Here is a 17,589-nt window from a genome sequence, read left to right as displayed (position 1 = left end):
CACCGAAGTGGAGTCGAGGTTATTTGGCATTTGACAAGTGCACGCTGTTGAGTTCTCAAGGATCGGACGCTCCCCCAACTGACCTCACAGCCAGCCCAGAGGGCAACTTCACAACCATACCCCACCGCGACGCGTTTCGATCTCACTTCGGAACGAGGTTCCGCGTCAGTCGAAGACTGCAGTTCGGGGTGGAGGTTCCATCCTAGACGCAAGCGTCTTGTTCTCGCAAGAGGTTTGGGATGGGATTCGTTCTCCGCTTGAGGGGGCGTAGGCCTTCCGGCCCTCTCGCTCTTCCCTGTGGGGCGAACAAGTAATAAGTTACGCGGCTCCCGGCATCGTGGCAAAGCGGCGCGACATCCCGGGCGTGTCGCGCCGCGCCGGCTGGCCCGCGATCCGCGTCATAACGCGGAAAACGGCGGATGCCGCGGCTTGTTCGGCCGCGGCATCCGCCGTCTCGCAGTGGAGCGTCGCTCGCGCGCTCACTCCCACTCGATCGTCCCCGGGGGCTTCGACGTGACATCGAGCACCACGCGGTTGACCTCGCGGACCTCGTTCGTGATGCGGTTCGAGATCTTCGACAGCACGTCGTAAGGCAGCCGCGTCCAGTCGGCGGTCATGGCGTCTTCGCTCGAGACGGGACGGAGGACGATCGGGTGACCGTAGGTGCGGCCATCCCCCTGGACGCCCACTGATCGGACATCGGCGAGCAGCACGACGGGGCACTGCCAGATCTCGGCATCGAGCCCCGCCTTCGTCAGCTCGGCGCGCGCGATGGCGTCGGCGTCACGCAGGATCTCGAGACGATCAGCGGTGACCTCGCCCACGATGCGGATTCCGAGGCCGGGCCCCGGAAAAGGCTGGCGTCCGACGATGGCCTCTGGCAGACCCAGCTCGCGCCCGATGGCACGGACCTCGTCCTTGAACAGGGTTCGCAGCGGCTCGATCAGCTCGAACTGCAGGTCTTCGGGCAATCCGCCCACGTTGTGGTGACTCTTGATGTTCGCCGTGCCGGCACCGCCGCCGGACTCCACGACATCCGGGTACAGCGTCCCCTGCACGAGGAAGCGGATCGGCTCCCCGTCGGCGGCCGCCTCGGCCATCAGGTCGCGTTCGGCCTGTTCGAACGCTCGGATGAACTCGCGGCCGATGATCTTGCGCTTCTGCTCCGGATCGCTGACGCCCGCGAGGGCCTCGAGGAAACGCTCGCGCGCATCGACCGTGATCAGCCGGACTCCCGTCGACGCGACGTAGTCGTTCTCGACCTGTTCCCGCTCCCCCTTCCGGAGCAGCCCGTGGTCGACGAAGATCGCGGTCAGCTTGTCGCCGACCGCCTTGTGCACGAGCGCGGTCGACACGGCTGAGTCGACACCGCCCGACAGCGCCGAGATCACCCGGCCCGAGCCCACCTGCTGGCGGATGCGCTCGACCTGCTCGGCGATGACGTTGCCGCTGTTCCAGTCCGCCGGGAGTCCCGCGGCCTTGTGCAGGAAGTTCTCGAGCACGTTCTGCCCGTGGTCGGAGTGCTTCACCTCGGGGTGCCACTGCACGCCGTAGAACTTGCGCACGTCGTTGGCGAACGCTGCCACCGGGGTCGCCGCAGTCCGGGCGAGCACCTCGAAGCCCTCCGGCGCACGCGAGACCTGGTCGCCGTGGCTCATCCACACGTTCTGCTCGGGGGGCTGCCCCTCGAGCAGCGTGCCCTCCGTCACGATGGTCGCGTCGGTCGCGCCGTACTCGCGGAGTCCGGTGTTGGCGACCTCGCCGCCGAGCGTCTGAGCCATCACCTGGAAGCCGTAGCAGATGCCGAGCGTCGGGACGCCGAGATCGAACACTCCCGGATCGAGAGCCGGGGCACCGGGCTCGTACACCGACGAGGGGCCACCGGAGAGGATGATGCCCACCGGCTCCTTCGCTGCGATCTCCTCGGCCGTCGCGGTGTGCGGGACGAGCTCGCTGTACACCCCCGCCTCACGCACGCGGCGGGCGATGAGCTGGGCGTACTGCGCGCCGAAGTCGACGACGAGGACAGGACGCTGCGACGTTTCGGTCTGTGTGGTCATCGGGTGCCTTCCGTGGCGGGGATGGATGCGGCTGCCTCAGCGGCTTCGCGCTCGGCGAGGTACGTCCTCACCTCGCGTGCGACGCGGGCCTCCATGAAGAACGACAGGGCGGGAACGACGCCGCCGAGCGCGAGCAGGATGAAGCGGGGGAACGACCAGCGCATGAGACTCCACACGCGGAAGCACGAAAACAGGTACACGACGTAGAACCAACCGTGCACCACGAGGATCGCGAGCGAGATGTTGAACCCGTCGCCCGTCGAGAGCATCTCGCACGAGTTCGTCTGCGGCAGGAACAGCGACCACCACTCGCAGTCGGCGCCCGCGATCACCGGCGCGAACCAGAGCAACCCACCCGAGCCGCCGGCGAAGAGCTCGGTGTGGATCGGCGTGTACTTCAGGATCATCTCCGCGAGCAGGAGCAGCAGGCCGACACCCGTGATCACCGAACAGATCTGGTAGAAGCGCAGAGCGTTCCGGATCGCCGGGAACGTGGCGAGTTTCGGGGCGCGAGGCATGGCGTCCAGTCTAGTCGCGGCCCGACGGCGCGCTTCCCGCTGCGGGGACGTCGGCGTCCTCGTGCTCGTCCTCGAGGTCCTCGAGCTCCTTCTCCCACGCGTCCTTGGCGAGGCGGTACCACATGTAGAACGCGAAGCCCGCGAAGACCGCCCACTCCACGGCGTAGAAGATGTTGAGCCAGTTGACGTTCGACCGCTCTTCGGGTGCCGGCGAGTGGATCGCGGTGAGTCCCCCGAAGGATTCCGCGGAGGTGAGGTAGCCGCGGTAGACGTCGAGCCCCGCGGTGTCGTGCCAGCGGCTGAGGAGAGCTGCCGGCGACATCCGCGTCATCTCCTGCGGACCGGCCCCGCGTCCGGGCAGAGCAGGCCCCTCGTCGGAGATGATTCGCCCCGTGAGCACGACATCCTGCGGCGGATCGGCGTCGAGGGCTGCCGCAACGGCATCCGCCTCGGCCCGATCCGAGGTCCATCCCACCGCGACGGCGAGCGAGGTCGGCTCCGACGATTGCGCGGACTCGGGATCGACCCGCAACTGCCCCGTGACCCAGTACCCCTCTTCACCCCGGTCGAATCGCGACGACACGACGTCGAAGTCGCCGGCGACGAACGAGCCGCTCACCTCTACCCGCTGACCGACGAGCGGCTCGGGGAGATACTCCCCGGGTTCGGCGACGTCGGCGAGCGGGCGCACCTGCTCGGTCTGACCTGGCGGCGGGGGCGACGTGTCGACGGCGCGCGAGAGCTGCCATTGGCCGAGCCACGCGAAGACCGCCGCCACGAGCAGGGCGAACGCGAGCATGCCCAGCCACCACGGGCGCAGCATGACCTCGCGCAACGTCGGCGCGAAGGCCGCCGTCGACGCCTGTGGCGGAACCGAGTCGGTCGAGTTCATGTCACCGCACGCTGTACGGCGCCACCACGACCTCCACGCGCTGGAACTCCTTCAGATCGGAGTAGCCGGTCGTCGCCATCGACTTCTTCAGCGCGCCGATGAGGTTCGCGGTGCCGTCGGCCACCGGTGCCGGGCCGTAGAGCACCTCCTCGAGGGAGCCGACCTGCTCGACGGCGACGCGGCGGCCGCGCGGGAGCTGAGCGTGGTGGGCCTCGGGTCCCCAGTGGAACCCCTGGCCGGGGGCATCCGTCGCGCGCGCCAGGGCGACTCCGAGCATGACCGCGTCGGCGCCCATGGCGAGCGCCTTGACGATGTCGCCGGACGTGCCGACGCCGCCGTCGGCGATGACGTGGACGTACCGTCCGCCCGACTCGTCGAGGTAGTCACGGCGGGCCCCGGCGACATCGGCGACCGCCGTGGCCATGGGAGCGTGGAGGCCCAGCGTCGCGCGCGTGGTCGAGGCGGCACCGCCGCCGAAGCCTACGAGCACGCCCGCGGCACCGGTGCGCATGAGGTGCAGGGCCGCGGTGTAGGTCGCGGCGCCGCCGACGATCACCGGGACGTCGAGGTCGTAGATGAACTTCTTGAGGTTCAGCGGCTCGTCGACGCTCGAGACGTGCTCAGCCGACACCGTGGTGCCGCGGATGACGAACAGGTCGACGCCGGCGGCGACGACGGTCTCGTACAGCTCTTGCGTGCGCTGCGGGGTCAGCGAGCCGGCGACGGTGACGCCGGCCGCGCGGATCTCGGCCAGACGGTCGCGCACGAGCTCGGGCTTGATCGGCTCGGCGTAGAGCTCTTGCATGCGCCGGGTCGCCGACGCGTCGGGCAGCCCCGCGATCTCGGCGAGCAGCGGCTCGGGGTCGTCGTACCGCGTCCAGAGCCCTTCGAGATCGAGCACGCCGAGTCCGCCGAGCTGACCGAGCATGATGGCCGTCCGAGGGCTCATGACCGAGTCCATCGGGGCGCCGAGCACCGGGATCGAGAACGGGAAGGCGTCGATCGACCATGCGGTCGACACGTCCTCGGTGTTGCGGGTGCGCCGCGAGGGCACCACAGCGATGTCGTCGAACGCGTAGGCCCGACGGGCGCGCTTGGCGCGGCCGAGCTCGATCTCCATGGTCACTCCTCCAGCCTACCGGCCGGTCCGGACACGACCGCCGGACCGGCCGTCCGCTCAACGGGCGCGCGCGACCCGCTGCTCGTCCCAGACGGGCTCATTCGACTCGTAGACGCGTCCGTCGCCGCCGAAGACGACGAAGCGGTCGAACGAACGAGCGAACCAACGGTCGTGGGTCACCGCGAGCACCGTGCCCTCGAAAGCGGTGAGCGCGAGCTCGAGCGCCTCGGCCGACGTGAGGTCGAGGTTGTCGGTGGGCTCGTCGAGCAGCAGCAGCGTCGCACCCGACAGCTCGAGCAGCAGCACCTGGAACCGCGCCTGCTGACCACCGGACAGGCTGTCGAAGCTCTGCTCCGCCTGGCGGACGAGCCCGTAGCGGTCGAGCGCCGAGCTCGCGGCATCCCGCGGCATCCCGGCTCGGCGATCGTCGCCCCGATGCAGGATCTCGAGCAGCGTGCGGCCGGTGAACTCCGGATGCCGGTGGGTCTGGGCGAACCAGCCCGGGACGACCCGCGCGCCGAGCGTCACGGTCCCGGCGTGCTCGACCGGCTCGAGGGCGGAGCCGACGGCGGTGACGTGTCCGAGCAGGGCGTCGGGCTCCGTGCCGCCCGCGGCGAGGAGACGCAGGAAGTGCGACTTTCCCGAGCCGTTGGAGCCGAGCACCGCGACACGGTCGCCGAACCAGACCTCCAGGTCGAACGGCCGCATGAGGCCGACGAGTTCCAGCCCGTCGGCGACGACCGCGCGCTTGCCGGTGCGCGAGCCGCGCAGGCGCAGCTCGAGGTTCTGCTCGGCCGGCCGCTCCTCGGGCGGCCCGGCCTCCTCGAACCGGCGCAGCCGCGTCTGCGCCGCGCGGTATCGCGACGCGAACTCGTCGCTGGCCGCGGCCTTCGCCTTCATGTCGGCGACGAATCTCTTCAGCTTCGCGTGCTCCTCGTCCCACCGGCGGCGCAGCTCGTCGAGCCGGGCCATCCGGTCGTCGCGGGCGCGGTGATAGGTCTCGAAGCTCCCGCCGTGGACCCAGGCGGTGCTGCCCGCTCCCCCGGCCTCGAGAGTGACGATGCGGTCGGCGGCACGGGCGAGCAGCTCGCGGTCGTGCGAAACGAGCAGGACCGTCTTCGCCGTCTCGCGCAGGCGCTCCTCGAGCCAGCGCTTGCCCGGGACGTCGAGATAGTTGTCGGGCTCGTCGAGGAGCAGCACCTCGTCGGGCCCGCGGAGCAGTGCCTCGAGAGCGAGCCGCTTCTGCTCGCCGCCCGAGAGCGTCGTCAGCTCGCGGTAGCGCGCCCGCTCGAACGGCACACCGAGGGCCGCCGTCGTGCAGGTGTCCCACACCGTCTCGTATTCGTAGCCGCCCGCGTCGGCGTAGTCGGCGATCGCGGCGGCGTAGCGCATCTGGGTGTCGAGCTCGTCGGACGCGATGACGGCGTTCTCGGCGTCATCCAGCTCACGGGCCGCACGACGGACGCGATCGGGCGCGACCGAGATCAGCAGGTCGTGGACGGTCTCACCGGCGCCGCCGTGCCCCACGAACTGGTCCATGACCCCGAGGCCGCCGTCGATCTGCACGACACCGCCGTGGGCCGCGGCATCCCCTCGGATGATGCGCAGCAGCGTCGTCTTGCCCGCACCGTTCTGACCGATCAGCGCGGTCGTCGAACCCGCGCCGACGCGGAACGTGACCTCGTCGAGCAGCGGTCTGCCGTCGGGGACGGTGTACGAGACACCCTGGATGTCGAGCGATCCCATCGTGGACCGGGCCTTTCCGCTCCACTGCGGAGCCGACCAGGCTATCGCACGCCGGGGCGCGCTCGTGCGCGCGCCCGGACCGCAGCGAGTGGGATGCTGGCGGGATGACACGCATCGTGATTGTCGGCGCCGGCGTCATGGGGCTCGCCACCGCGTGGGCCCTCGTCCGCCGGGGTGAGCGCCCCCTCGTCCTCGAGCGCTTCGGGCGGGGGCACACCCACGGCGCGTCGCACGGCGCGACCCGGAACTTCAACAACGCCTACGCCGACGCGCACTACCTCGATCTGCTGCAGCGGGCCCGCGACGGGTGGGACGCTCTCGGCGAGGTCGGCGGGGAGCCGCTGCTGCGACGGCACGGGCTGGTGACGCACGGCGTCGGCAGCGACCTCGGCGGCGGCGCGGACGACGCCGACGGGCTCGAGACGATCGCGCGGAGCCTCGGCGCGCGCGGCATCCCCGCGGAGATGCTGTCTGCCGTGGAGGCGGGCGCGCGGTGGCCGGGGATGCGATTCGAGACCGACGTCCTGTACTCGTCGGACGCCGGCGTGGCGCGGGCGTCGGCGGCGATGCTCGAGCTGGAGCGCCGCGTGCAGGGCGGCGGCGGCGAGGTGCGCTGGGGCGCGCCTGTCGCCGGCATCGAGGATCTCGGCGAGCGCGGCGCGCGGGTGCGGCTGGCGAGCGGCGGCGAGGTCGACGCGGATGTCGTCGTCGCGACGGTCGGCGCTTGGACCGAGGGTCTGCTGCCCGGCATCCGCTTGCCCCGCCTCACGGTGACGGAGGAGACCCCGGCGCATTTCGCTTCGACGACCGGTCCCTGGCCCTCGTTCAACCATCGGCTCGACCCCGCGCGCTACCCGGCACCGGTGTACGGGATGCCGACGCCGGGCGAAGGGGTCAAGGTCGGGTTCCACCGCGTCGGGGACGTCGTCGATCCCAATGCGCGCCCGCACCGGGTGACGCACCACGAGACGCTCGTCGAGTACGTGCGGGAATGGATGCCGGGGCTCGACCCCGAATCCGCCGTGCACCTGTCGTGCACCTACACCTCGACCGACGACAGCGCCTTCGTGCTGGATCGCGTCGGCTCGGTGGTGGTGGGCGCGGGATTCTCGGGCCACGGCTTCAAGTTCGCGCCCGGTGTCGGCGCCACTCTGGCCGACCTCGCGCTGGATGCGACGGCCCGCGCAGCCTCGCCCTTCCGGCTGCCGGCGGGGTGAGTCCGGGTCTGGCGGGCTGCGTAGCGGAGGAGATCAGCGCAGCGGAGGAGGCGCAAGGCGCGAGCTCCCTCACTGGCGCAGAACTCCTCCCGTAGGGTGAGAGCCCCCGGGGCGGGCACTCCTCCCCGGCGCGTATCGGTGGGAGGGCGTCCCCAAACCGCCTCGGAGCCTCACCTCGAGGCCGCGTGCGCCCGAGCATCGAGGCATGGACGAAAGCCAGCTCGCGTCGTGGATGCGGCGAAACGGCGGCGTCGCTCGAACTGCCGCGCTGCACGACGCCGGCGCCTCGCGCCACCGACTGCAGACCGCCATTGCGACGGGAGCTCTGCTCCGGGTGCGCCGTGAATGGGTCGCGCTCCCGGACGCGGACCCGGAACTCCTCGCGGCCGCGCGTCACGGCGTCGTCATCGCGTGCATCAGCGCAGCGCGGCGACTCGGCCTCTGGGTCCTCGCCGATGATCGGCCCCACGTCGCGGCGAGACCGCACGCGGGCCGGGCCCCCACCCAGCGGGCGACGGTGCACTGGCACACGCCCGCCGTGCCGCGGCATCCGGACGCGCTCGTCGACCCGATCGAGAACGTCCTGGTCACCGTGGCGCGGTGTCAGCCGTTCGAACCCGCGCTCGTGATCTGGGAGTCCGCGCTGCGACGGCAGCTGACCTCGCGTGAGGTGCTGGGCAGGCTCGACCTGCCGCCGGCCGCGCGCCGACTGTGGGCTCAGGCGTCGCCTTACTCCGACTCCGGTCTCGAGACGATGCTTCCCCTGAGGTTGCGGTGGCTCGGGGTGCCGCTCCGGCAGCAGGTGTGGATACTGGGGCGGCCGGTCGACCTTCTCGTGGGCGAGCGCCTCGTCGTGCAGATCGACGGCGGTCATCACGTCGGGCGCCAACGTGCGTCCGACATCGAGCACGACGCATGGCTGATGCTGCAGGGCTATCACGTCATCCGCGTCACGTACGCGCAGGTCGTCGACGACTGGCCGCACGTGCACGGGCTCATCGCGACCGCCGTCGCCCAGGGGCTGCACCGTGCGAGCTGAAGTGGGGCGCCCTAGGTTCCCGGCATACAGAAGGAGATCTGCAGATCGGAGGGGGGGCCGCCGCGTGACGGGCCTCCGAAGTGCAGATCTCCTCCGTGTGCGCGCGGGCGTGCGCGGATCAGCGCTTGTAGTTCGGGGCCTCCACCACGATCTGGACGTCGTGGGGGTGCGACTCCTTGAGCCCGGCCGAGGTGATGCGCACGAACTTGCCGCGAGCCTTCAGCTCTTCGACGGTGCGCGCGCCCACGTAGAACATGGACTGACGCAGGCCGCCGATGAGCTGGTAGGCCACGGCCGACACGGGGCCGCGGTAGGCGACCTGACCCTCGATGCCCTCGGGGATGAGCTTGTCGTCGCTCGGGACGTCGGCCTGGAAGTACCGGTCCTTGGAGTACGAGGTCTTCTTGCCGCGGGTCTGCAGCGCGCCGAGCGACCCCATGCCGCGGTACTGCTTGAACTGCTTGCCGCCCTGGAAGACGATCTCGCCCGGCGACTCGTCGGTTCCGGCGAGCAGCGACCCGAGCATGACCGAGTCGGCGCCGGCGACGAGGGCCTTGGCGATGTCGCCCGAGTACTGCAGACCGCCGTCGGCGATGATCGGGATGCCGGCTTCGCGCGCGGCCAGCGACGCCTCGTAGATCGCGGTGACCTGGGGCACGCCGACACCCGCGACGACGCGCGTGGTGCAGATCGAGCCCGGACCGACGCCGACCTTGACGGCATCCACACCTGCGTCGATGAGCGCCTGCGCACCCTCGCGGGTCGCGACGTTGCCGCCGATGACGTCGATGTGCTCGAAGGATGCATCCGCCTTCAGGCGCTTGACCATGTCGATGACGCCCGCGGACTGTCCGTTCGCGGTGTCGACGACGATCACGTCGACACCGGCGTCGCGGAGAGCCTCGGCCCGCTGCCACGCGTCACCGAAGAAGCCGATGGCCGCGCCGACGCGCAGGCGCCCCTGGTCGTCCTTCGTCGCGAGGGGGTACTTCTCGCTCTTGTCGAAGTCCTTGATCGTGATGAGACCGGCGAGCTTGCCCTCCTCGTCGAGGAGGGGGAGCTTCTCGACGCGGTGGTGGGCGAAGAGTGCGATGACCTCGTTCGCCCCGATGCCGACGCGACCGGTGACGAGGTTCTCGCTCGTCATGACGTCGCGCACCTTGGTGGTCTGCCGCTCGAAGCCCGAGACGAAGCGCATGTCGCGGTTCGTGACGATGCCGAGCAGGTGCCCCTCGTCGTCGACGACCGGCAGGCCCGAGATGCGGTACTGCCCGCAGAGCGCGTCGACCTCTTCGATCGTCGCGTCGGGGGTCGTCGTGATCGGGTCGGTGATCATGCCCGACTCGCTGCGCTTGACCCGGTCGACCATCGCCGCCTGCTCCTCGATGGAGAGGTTGCGGTGGATGATGCCGATGCCGCCCTCACGCGCGATCGCGATCGCGAGGCGCGCCTCGGTGACGGTGTCCATCGCGGCCGACAGCAGCGGGGTGGCCACGGTGATGCGCCGCGTCACGCGCGACGACGTATCGGCCTCGGACGGGATGACGTCGGTGTGCCCCGGCAGGAGCAGGACGTCGTCGTAGGTGAGGCCGACGAATCCGAACGGGTCGTTGTAGTCGCTCATGCGCACTCCTTGGAAGTCTCAACGATTCTAAGCGCCCGGCACCGCGCGGCATTCCCTCGCCCGAGATCCGCGAAACGACACACCGCATTCGTTGTTGCGCACCGGAAACACGCAAGCAACAATCAGCGCATACGTTCAGGTGTCGCCGAAGCCACCAGCAGAACCGGTACCTCTCGGCGTTCGTCCACTTATCTCAGGAGGTGCCAGTGGCGATCACTTCGATGACGCGCGCTGCTCGTCGCCCGAGGCGCATGTTCTCGACGTTGATCGCCGGCCTCCTGGCCGTCGTGGCGTTCCTGGGCATCGCCTCCCCCGCCATGGCCGCAGGAGACGACGCCGAGTCGTTGCCCTTCACGATCGCGGGCAACGTCCGCACCGGTGGTGAACCCGTCGAGGGCGCCACCATCGTCGTGACCGGCGGCGACTTCGAAGCCGAAGGCGAGACGAACGAGAGAGGCAGCTTCTCGATCGGCGTTCCGACGAAGGATGTCGCGTACACCGTCGAACTCGTCGAGGACAGCCTCCCCTCGGGGGTGACCGTCCCGGAGGGCTTCGAGTCGACGCTCGAGGTGGAGTTCGGCGCGACCAGCACGATCACGCGCAACTTCACGCTCGAGGCGGCCGAGCGGCAGACGACGAGCTTCGTCGACCAGCTGCTCTCCCGCGCCGTCAACGGCCTGAACTTCGGCCTCATGCTGGCCCTCGCCGCGATCGGGCTCTCGCTCGTGTTCGGCACGACGGGCCTGTCGAACTTCGCGCACGGCGAGATGGTCACCTTCGGAGCGCTCGCCGCGCTGCTCTTCTCGGCCGGGTTCAGCCTGCCGATCTGGATTGCGATCCCGTTGGCGGTCGCCGTCTCGGCCCTGTTCGGCCTGACGATGGATGCCGGCCTCTGGCGGCCGCTGCGACGCCGCGGCCTCGGCACCGTGCAGCTCATGATCGTCTCGATCGGTCTCTCGCTCGCGCTGCGCTACATCTTCCAGATGTTCGTCGGCGGTGGGACGGCCCAGCTCCCCGGCGGCTCGACCTCGGTCATCCCCGGGCTCGGCCCCATCCGCCTCACCCTCACCGACGTGATCAGCATGGGCGTCTCGCTCGTGGTCATCGCCGGCTTCGCGTGGTGGCTCATGCGCACGCGCATCGGCCGCGCCACGCGGGCCGTGTCGGACAACCCCTCGCTCGCCGCCGCCAGCGGCATCGACGTCGATGCGGTGGTCCGGGTCGTGTGGGTCGTCGCCGCGGCGCTCGCCGGCCTGTCCGGTGTGCTGTGGGCCTACTTCCGTCCGGGCATCAAGTGGGACATGGGCACCAGCATCCTGCTGCTCATCTTCGCCGCCGTCACGCTCGGCGGCCTCGGAACCGCGTTCGGTGCGCTCGTGGGCGCCATCATCGTGGGGCTCCTCGTCGAGGTCTCGACGCTGTGGATCCCCTCCGACCTCAAGTACGTCGGCGCGCTGGTCGTGCTGATCGTCATCCTGCTGTTCCGCCCGCAGGGTCTCCTCGGGCGCCGAGAGCGAATCGGATAGGCATCGTGAACTTCCTTCAGATCCTCAGCAACACCGCGGCGCAGATCCTCGCCCCGGCGACCCTCGGGTACATCCTCGCCGCCATCGGCCTGTCGGTTCACTTCGGCTTCGCGGGCCTGCTCAACATGGGCGTCGCGGGCTTCATGGCGATCGGCGCCTACGGGTTCGCGATCTCGATCCTCACCTTCGGGCTTGCCTGGCCGGTGGCGGCACTCATCGGTCTCATCGCCGCCGTGGTCTTCGCGCTCGTGATGGGCATCCCGACCCTGCGGCTGCGCGGCGATTACCTCGCCATCGTGACGATCGCGGCCGCCGAGGTGCTGCGCCTGCTCTTCCTCACGTCGGCGTTCCGCAACCAGACGGGATCGGCCGACGGCCTCTCGGGCTTCCAGGCCGGGTTCCGCGCCAGCAACCCGCTTCCCCCCGGACGGTGGGGCTTCGGGCCGTGGACGTACCAGTCCGACCAGTGGTGGGTCATCATCGTCGGTCTGATCACGATCGCGATCGTCGTCGCCCTCGTCTGGCTGCTCATGAGCAGCCCCTGGGGGCGCGTCATCCGCGGCATCCGCGAGGACGAGGACGCCGTGCGCTCGCTCGGCAAGAACGTCTTCGCCTTCAAGATGCAGGCGCTCATCGTCGGCGGTGTCATCATCGCGGCCGGCGGCATCGTCACCGCCATGGGCACCAACGTCAACCCGAACGTCTACGTCACCTCGCAGACGTTCTACGTCTGGACGGCGCTGCTGCTCGGCGGCGCGGCCACCATCTTCGGCCCGGTGCTCGGCGCCGTGCTGTTCTGGGTGGTCCGCGCATTCCTGTCGAACCTGCTGCCGGCCCTCGTCAACATCGGCTGGCTGCCGTTCCTGACCACCGAGCAGAGCCAGATGCTCGTGTTCGTGCTGGTCGGCGTCGCGCTCATGCTGCTGGTGATCTTCCGCCCGCAGGGCATCCTCGGAAGCAAGAAGGAGCTGACCTTTGTCCGCTGATGTCGTACCCCCGACGCCGCGCCCCAAGGCGACCGGCCTGCACAAAGACGACGGCAGCGGCGAGGTCCGCCCCGGCGTCGCGAAGAACGACCCGATCATCGTCGCCGACGGCGTCAAGCGCGTCTTCGGCGGCCTGACCGCCGTCGACGTCGAGCACCTCGAGATCCCGCGCGGCGCGATCACGGCCCTCATCGGCCCGAACGGTGCCGGCAAGACGACCCTGTTCAACCTGCTGACCGGCTTCGACAAGCCCAACGCGGGGTCGTGGTCGTTCGATGGGACCAACCTCGCCGGCATCCCCGCTTTCAAGGCCGCTCGCATGGGTCAGGTGCGCACGTTCCAGCTGACGAAGTCGCTCGGCCTGCTCACGGTGCTCGAGAACATGAAGCTCGGCGCTCCGAAGCAGAAGGGCGAGGGGATCCTCGCCGGCATCCTGCCCTTCCTCTGGCGCAAGCAGGAGGCCGAGATCGAGCAGAAGGCGCGCGGCCTGCTCGCCCGCTTCAAGCTCGACGCCAAGGAGAAGGACTTCGCCGCGTCGCTCTCGGGCGGACAGCGCAAGCTCCTCGAGATGGCGCGCGCTCTCATGAGCGACCCCGTGCTCGTCATGCTCGACGAGCCCATGGCCGGGGTGAACCCCGCGCTGACGCAGTCGCTGCTCGACCACATCCTCGACCTGAAGGACCTCGGCATGACCGTCGTGTTCGTCGAGCACGACATGCACATGGTGCGTCACATCGCCGACTGGGTCGTCGTGATGGCCGAAGGACGCGTCGTCGCCGAGGGCCCGCCCGACACCGTGATGCAGAACCCCGCGGTGATCGACGCCTACCTCGGCGCACATCAGGACGTCGACCTCGGCGTCGTGACGGGCCGGCACGCCGGCGAACTGCCGCCCGAGGCGGAAGAGCTCGTCGAGACGGTTCACGAGCTCGACCAGGCGATCGACGAGGCGCCGACGACGGATGCCGCGGGCACGACGGATGCGGCAGGCGCCGCGGATGCCGAGAAGGATGGGGACCGCAAGTGACCGAGAACGTCGTCGAGCTGTCGGATGTGCACGCTGGCTATCTGCCCGGGGTGAACATCCTCAACGGCGCGAACCTCACCGCGGCTCCCGGCGAGCTCGTCGGGATCATCGGCCCCAACGGCGCCGGCAAGTCCACGATGCTCAAGGCCATCTTCGGGCAGGTGAAGGTGCGCTCCGGCTCGGTGAAGCTGAACGGCGAGGAGATCACGGGGCTGCGTGCCAACAAGCTCGTGTCAAAGGGCGTCGGCTTCGTGCCGCAGACGAACAACGTCTTCCCGAGCCTGACGATCGCGGAGAACCTGCAGATGGGGGCGTATCAGCGACCGAAGGTCGTCGCGGAGCGCACCGACTTCGTGACATCCATCTTCCCCGACCTCGCCAAGCGCCTGCAGCAGCGGGCCGGATCGCTGTCGGGCGGCGAGCGCCAGATGGTCGCGATGGGGCGCGCGCTGATGATGGATCCCTACGTGCTGCTGCTCGACGAGCCCTCCGCTGGGCTGTCGCCGTCGCGCCAGGACGAGGCGTTCCTGCGGGTGTCGGAGATCAACAAGGCCGGCGTGACGACGATCATGGTCGAGCAGAACGCCCGACGCTGCCTGCAGATCTGCGACCGGGGCTACGTCCTCGACCAGGGCCGCGACGCCTACACGGGCACCGGCCGTGAGCTGCTCAACGACCCCAAGGTCATCGGCCTGTACCTCGGCACGCTGGGGACCTGAGCCCGCTTCGCCTGGCTTCGCCTGATTGGGGGCGATTCCTCCCCCGCGAGGGATGCGCGCGGGCGACGCACAAGGCGTGGGCGTTGAGTCCCGCGGGGCGGACTACACCGGGAGAATCGGGGGGATGCCGCGACTCCCGGAACCTCTGCCTGACGCGCTCGGCGAAGCGTTCTCGTGCGCCGATGCGTCGGCCGCGGGCGTATCGCTCAAGCGTCTGCGTGCCCTGGATCTCGACATCCCGTTCCGCGGGGTGCGCCGGAGAGCGGGAGCCGGGGAGGCCGCGGCTACCGGGGAGGCCGCGGCGACCGGCCCGCTCGCCGAGGATCACGCTGCGCGGCAGCGGGTGCTCGACCGCGCGCGGGCGTATGCCCAGATCATGAGCGGACACGCCTTCTACTGCGGGCGCACAGCCGCGGTGCTGTGGGGAACAGGTGCTCTGCCCTCCGGTGAGCTCGAGGTCGGGGTCGTCGCGCCGGAACGCGCGCCGCGGCGGCGCGGCATCCGCGGACGTCAGCTCGCGCCGACGCACGTCGAGGTGAGGACTCTCGGGGGCCTGCGGCTGTCGTCACCGGCGTCGACGTGGGCAATGCTCGGGCGGGACGCCGGCGTCCGCGAGCTGGTGCGGATCGGCGACGCGGTCGTGCGGGTGCCGCGCGGCGATCGTGGCCGGCGCCGCCCCGAGGCGCGGCTGTGCACGGTGGATGAGCTCGCCGAGGCGGTCGCCTCCGGGAGGCGCGTCGGTTCCGCGAAGCTCGTCGAAGCGTTGAGCCTGGTCCGCGAGGGGGCGATGTCTCCGCTGGAGACCGACTTCCGGCTCGCCGTTGTCGGGGCGGGGCTGCCCGAGCCGCTGCTCGACCAGGAGATCCGCGACGGCTCGGGGCGGCTGGCGGGGATCGCGGATGCCGTCTGGCCCGAGTACCGCGTCATCGCCGAGGTCGAGGGCGACCACCATCGCACATCGCGGAGCCAGTGGGCGCGCGACATCGAGAAGCACACCGCCTACGTCGCTCTCGGCTTCGAGGTGGTGAGGCTCACCTCGGCGCACATCAGGCCATCGGGCTCGTCGGCGGTGGCTCTCGTCAGCGGTGCTCTCCGGCGACGCGGATGGTCTCCCTCGCGCTGACGGCGCGCTTCACCTGGCAGCTCACGCCCAGTCAGACCCCGCGAGTGAGCATCAACTGCCAGCTCAGGCCCAGGGCCAGGCCCAGACCCAGGGCTCACTTGGCAAGGCAATCCAGGCTCAGCCCGAGGGCCTGAGCTGAGGCCTCACCTGGCAGCTCGAGCCCGCTCGGCCCCTTCGAGGGGGCATCAACTGCCACCCCAACTCGCAGCCCCGGGGCTCACGTGGCAGCTCACGCCCCTTCGGCCCGAAGAAGAGGCGCATACTGCCAACTCAGCCCCAGCCCCAGTTCACCTGGCAGCTCACGCCCACTCAGCCCTCCGGATGGGGCACAAAGTGCCAACCCAAGCTCGGGCACGGGGCTCAGATGACAGCTCACGCCCACTCAGCCCTCCGGATGGGGCACATAGTGCCAGCCCAAGCCCAACCCCAGGCCCAACCCACGCCCAGACCCAGACCCAGACCCAGACCCAGACCCAAGCCCAAGCCCCGGCGCAGGGCTCACCTGGCAGCTCGCGCCCACTCGAGGCATATGAAGGGGCACAAACTGACAACCCAGCCCAACCCAACCCAACCCTGCGCACGACGAAGGGCCCCGGTCAGGAGACCGGGGCCCTCGTGCGCGGGGATCAGCCGACGCGGACGAACTCGTAGTTGTTGTCGTCGCCGTACTCGAAGACGCCGATGGATGCCTCCGTCGGGTCGCCCACCTCGTTGAAGGTGATCGGGCCCGAGACACCGTCGTAGTCCGCGGCCTCACCGGCGATGATCAGGTCGGCGCACTCCGCGAAGGTCGTGCACTTCGTGCCTTCGCCCGAGCCGCCCGAGACCGCCTGCAGGTTCGCGGCGACGTCGGGGCCGGCCGTCGATCCGGCCTGCAGCGCCGCGAGGGCCAGCAGCACGACGGCGTCATACGACTCCGGCCCGTAGGTGAAGTCCTGCAGCTCGGCGTTGCCGGCACCGGTCCAGAACGCCTGCAGGTTGTCGCGGAAGGTTGCGATCGACGCGGGGTCGACGGCGGGGTAGGTGCCCTTCGCGCCGGCCATGGTGCCGGCTTCGAAGTCGTCGCCGAAGTTCGCCAGGTTCCCGTCGACGAGGTACAGCTGCTCGGGGGCCACCTCGGCACCGATCAGCTCGGGGATGATCGTCTTGACCTCTTCGAACGTGATCAGGGCGATCGCGTCCGGGCCGGCTGCGAGCACGTCCTCGACCTGGGCCGAGAAGTTCGTGTCACCGGTGTTGTAGAGCGAGGTCGCGACGACCTCGCCGCCGGCAGCCTCGAAGGCGGCCTTGGTGAAGCACGCGAGGCCGGTGCCGTAGGCGTCGTTGAGCACGATCATGCCGAGCGTCTCGTTGCCGTCGGCGCCGATCAGGTTGCCGAGCACCTCGCCCTGCAGGACGTCCGAGGGAGCGGTGCGCCAGTAGAGACCCTTGTCCTCGTAGCCGGTGAAGGCGGCCGAGGTGTTCGCCGGCGAGAACTGGATGGCGTTGGCGGCGATGACCTGGTCGATGAACTGAAGCGACGTGCCCGAGGACGCCGCGCCGATGATCGCCGTGGCGCCTTCGCCCAGCAGTCGCGGGATCTCCGTCTCGTACGCCTTGTTGTCGGTGTCACCCGAGTCGCCCTGCTTGAGGTCGATCGTGATGCCCTTGCCCGCGGCATTGATCTCAGATGCGGCGAACTCGGTCGCCGAGATCTCGGGCGGGCCGAGGAAGGCGAGGTTGCCGGTCACGGGCAGAGCCGTGCCGATCGTGTAGGTGAGGTCGGTGCCGGGACCGGTGGAGGTCGAGGTGTACTCGGGGGTGTACGACGCGGGCTCGGCCGCTTCGCAGTCGATGGGGAAACCGGCCGAGGAGTTCCCTTCGGCGTCACCCGATGCAGCCGGTTCGCTGCCTCCGGCACAGCCTGCGAGGACGAGGGCACTCGCGCCGATCACGGCGATACCGCCGAGGACCTTCGCGGTGCGGGAACGGGTGAGAACGCCCATTGTGCTC

General features: G+C 69.9%; 14 protein-coding genes. 7 read left to right on the top strand and 7 right to left on the bottom strand.

What is annotated here, in order from left to right:
* Positions 1–479 precede the first annotated feature (479 nt).
* From guaA to O1W71_RS16220, 5 genes are read right to left on the bottom strand one after another with little or no spacing between them, the layout of a single operon-like run.
* Positions 480–2,060, bottom strand: coding sequence for a glutamine-hydrolyzing GMP synthase (gene guaA / locus O1W71_RS16240; protein ID WP_112617904.1), 1,581 nt, complete (start codon positions 2,058–2,060; stop codon positions 480–482).
* Positions 2,057–2,578 carry a DUF3817 domain-containing protein gene (locus O1W71_RS16235; protein WP_112617903.1) on the bottom strand — a complete coding sequence of 174 codons (522 nt, stop codon included), beginning with the start codon at positions 2,576–2,578 and terminating at the stop codon, positions 2,057–2,059. Before O1W71_RS16235 ends, guaA begins: the two co-directional genes overlap by 4 nt.
* Before the next feature lie 10 nt (positions 2,579–2,588).
* On the bottom strand, positions 2,589–3,470 hold the full coding sequence (locus O1W71_RS16230) for an SURF1 family protein (protein WP_269268841.1): 882 nt from the start codon (positions 3,468–3,470) through the stop codon (positions 2,589–2,591).
* 1 nt (position 3,471) lies between these two features.
* Positions 3,472–4,590, bottom strand: a complete 1,119-nt coding sequence (locus O1W71_RS16225; protein WP_269268844.1) for a GuaB3 family IMP dehydrogenase-related protein — start codon at positions 4,588–4,590, stop codon at positions 3,472–3,474.
* Between the two features lie 57 nt (positions 4,591–4,647).
* Positions 4,648–6,336 carry an ABC-F family ATP-binding cassette domain-containing protein gene (locus tag O1W71_RS16220; RefSeq protein WP_269268840.1) on the bottom strand — a complete coding sequence of 563 codons (1,689 nt, stop codon included), beginning with the start codon at positions 6,334–6,336 and terminating at the stop codon, positions 4,648–4,650.
* Between the two features lie 104 nt (positions 6,337–6,440).
* Between O1W71_RS16220 and O1W71_RS16215 the strand changes: the two genes are divergently transcribed.
* Entirely contained in the window at positions 6,441–7,553 is a 1,113-nt protein-coding gene (locus O1W71_RS16215) for an FAD-dependent oxidoreductase (protein WP_269268839.1), read from the top strand.
* A 205-nt stretch (positions 7,554–7,758) separates the two neighbouring features.
* On the top strand, positions 7,759–8,592 hold the full coding sequence (locus tag O1W71_RS16210) for a DUF559 domain-containing protein (protein ID WP_269268838.1): 834 nt from the start codon (positions 7,759–7,761) through the stop codon (positions 8,590–8,592).
* Between the two features lie 118 nt (positions 8,593–8,710).
* On the opposite strand, the gene guaB is transcribed toward O1W71_RS16210, so the two are convergent.
* Positions 8,711–10,216 (bottom strand): IMP dehydrogenase, encoded by a 1,506-nt coding sequence (gene guaB / locus O1W71_RS16205; RefSeq protein ID WP_094261156.1) that lies wholly within the window; start codon positions 10,214–10,216, stop codon positions 8,711–8,713.
* A gap of 251 nt (positions 10,217–10,467) precedes the next feature.
* On the opposite strand from guaB, the gene O1W71_RS16200 reads away from it, so the two are divergent.
* From O1W71_RS16200 to O1W71_RS16180, 5 genes are all read left to right on the top strand, one after another.
* Complete coding sequence (locus O1W71_RS16200; RefSeq protein ID WP_181574274.1) at positions 10,468–11,742, top strand: branched-chain amino acid ABC transporter permease; 1,275 nt, start codon at positions 10,468–10,470, stop codon at positions 11,740–11,742.
* 5 nt (positions 11,743–11,747) lie between these two features.
* Entirely contained in the window at positions 11,748–12,728 is a 981-nt protein-coding gene (locus tag O1W71_RS16195; RefSeq protein WP_269268837.1) for a branched-chain amino acid ABC transporter permease, read from the top strand.
* The gene (locus tag O1W71_RS16190) at positions 12,718–13,755 is read left to right on the top strand and encodes an ABC transporter ATP-binding protein (protein ID WP_442924647.1); all 1,038 of its coding nucleotides are present in this window, start codon (positions 12,718–12,720) and stop codon (positions 13,753–13,755) included. The genes O1W71_RS16195 and O1W71_RS16190 overlap by 11 nt, the downstream gene beginning before the upstream one ends.
* Entirely contained in the window at positions 13,752–14,474 is a 723-nt protein-coding gene (locus O1W71_RS16185) for an ABC transporter ATP-binding protein (protein ID WP_091503903.1), read from the top strand. The genes O1W71_RS16190 and O1W71_RS16185 overlap by 4 nt, the downstream gene beginning before the upstream one ends.
* 124 nt (positions 14,475–14,598) lie before the next feature.
* Positions 14,599–15,597, top strand: a complete 999-nt coding sequence (locus tag O1W71_RS16180; RefSeq protein ID WP_269268836.1) for a hypothetical protein — start codon at positions 14,599–14,601, stop codon at positions 15,595–15,597.
* Between the two features lie 626 nt (positions 15,598–16,223).
* Here O1W71_RS16180 and O1W71_RS16175 read toward each other — a convergent pair.
* A complete protein-coding gene (locus O1W71_RS16175; RefSeq protein ID WP_269268835.1) occupies positions 16,224–17,582 on the bottom strand; it encodes an ABC transporter substrate-binding protein in 1,359 nt (452 codons plus the stop codon).
* Between the last annotated feature and the right edge of the window lie 7 nt (positions 17,583–17,589).

This window comes from Microbacterium sp. H37-C3, from assembly GCF_027157935.1.
Lineage (GTDB): Bacteria > Actinomycetota > Actinomycetes > Actinomycetales > Microbacteriaceae > Microbacterium > Microbacterium plantarum.
This window is presented reverse-complemented; position numbering and strand designations above follow the sequence as displayed.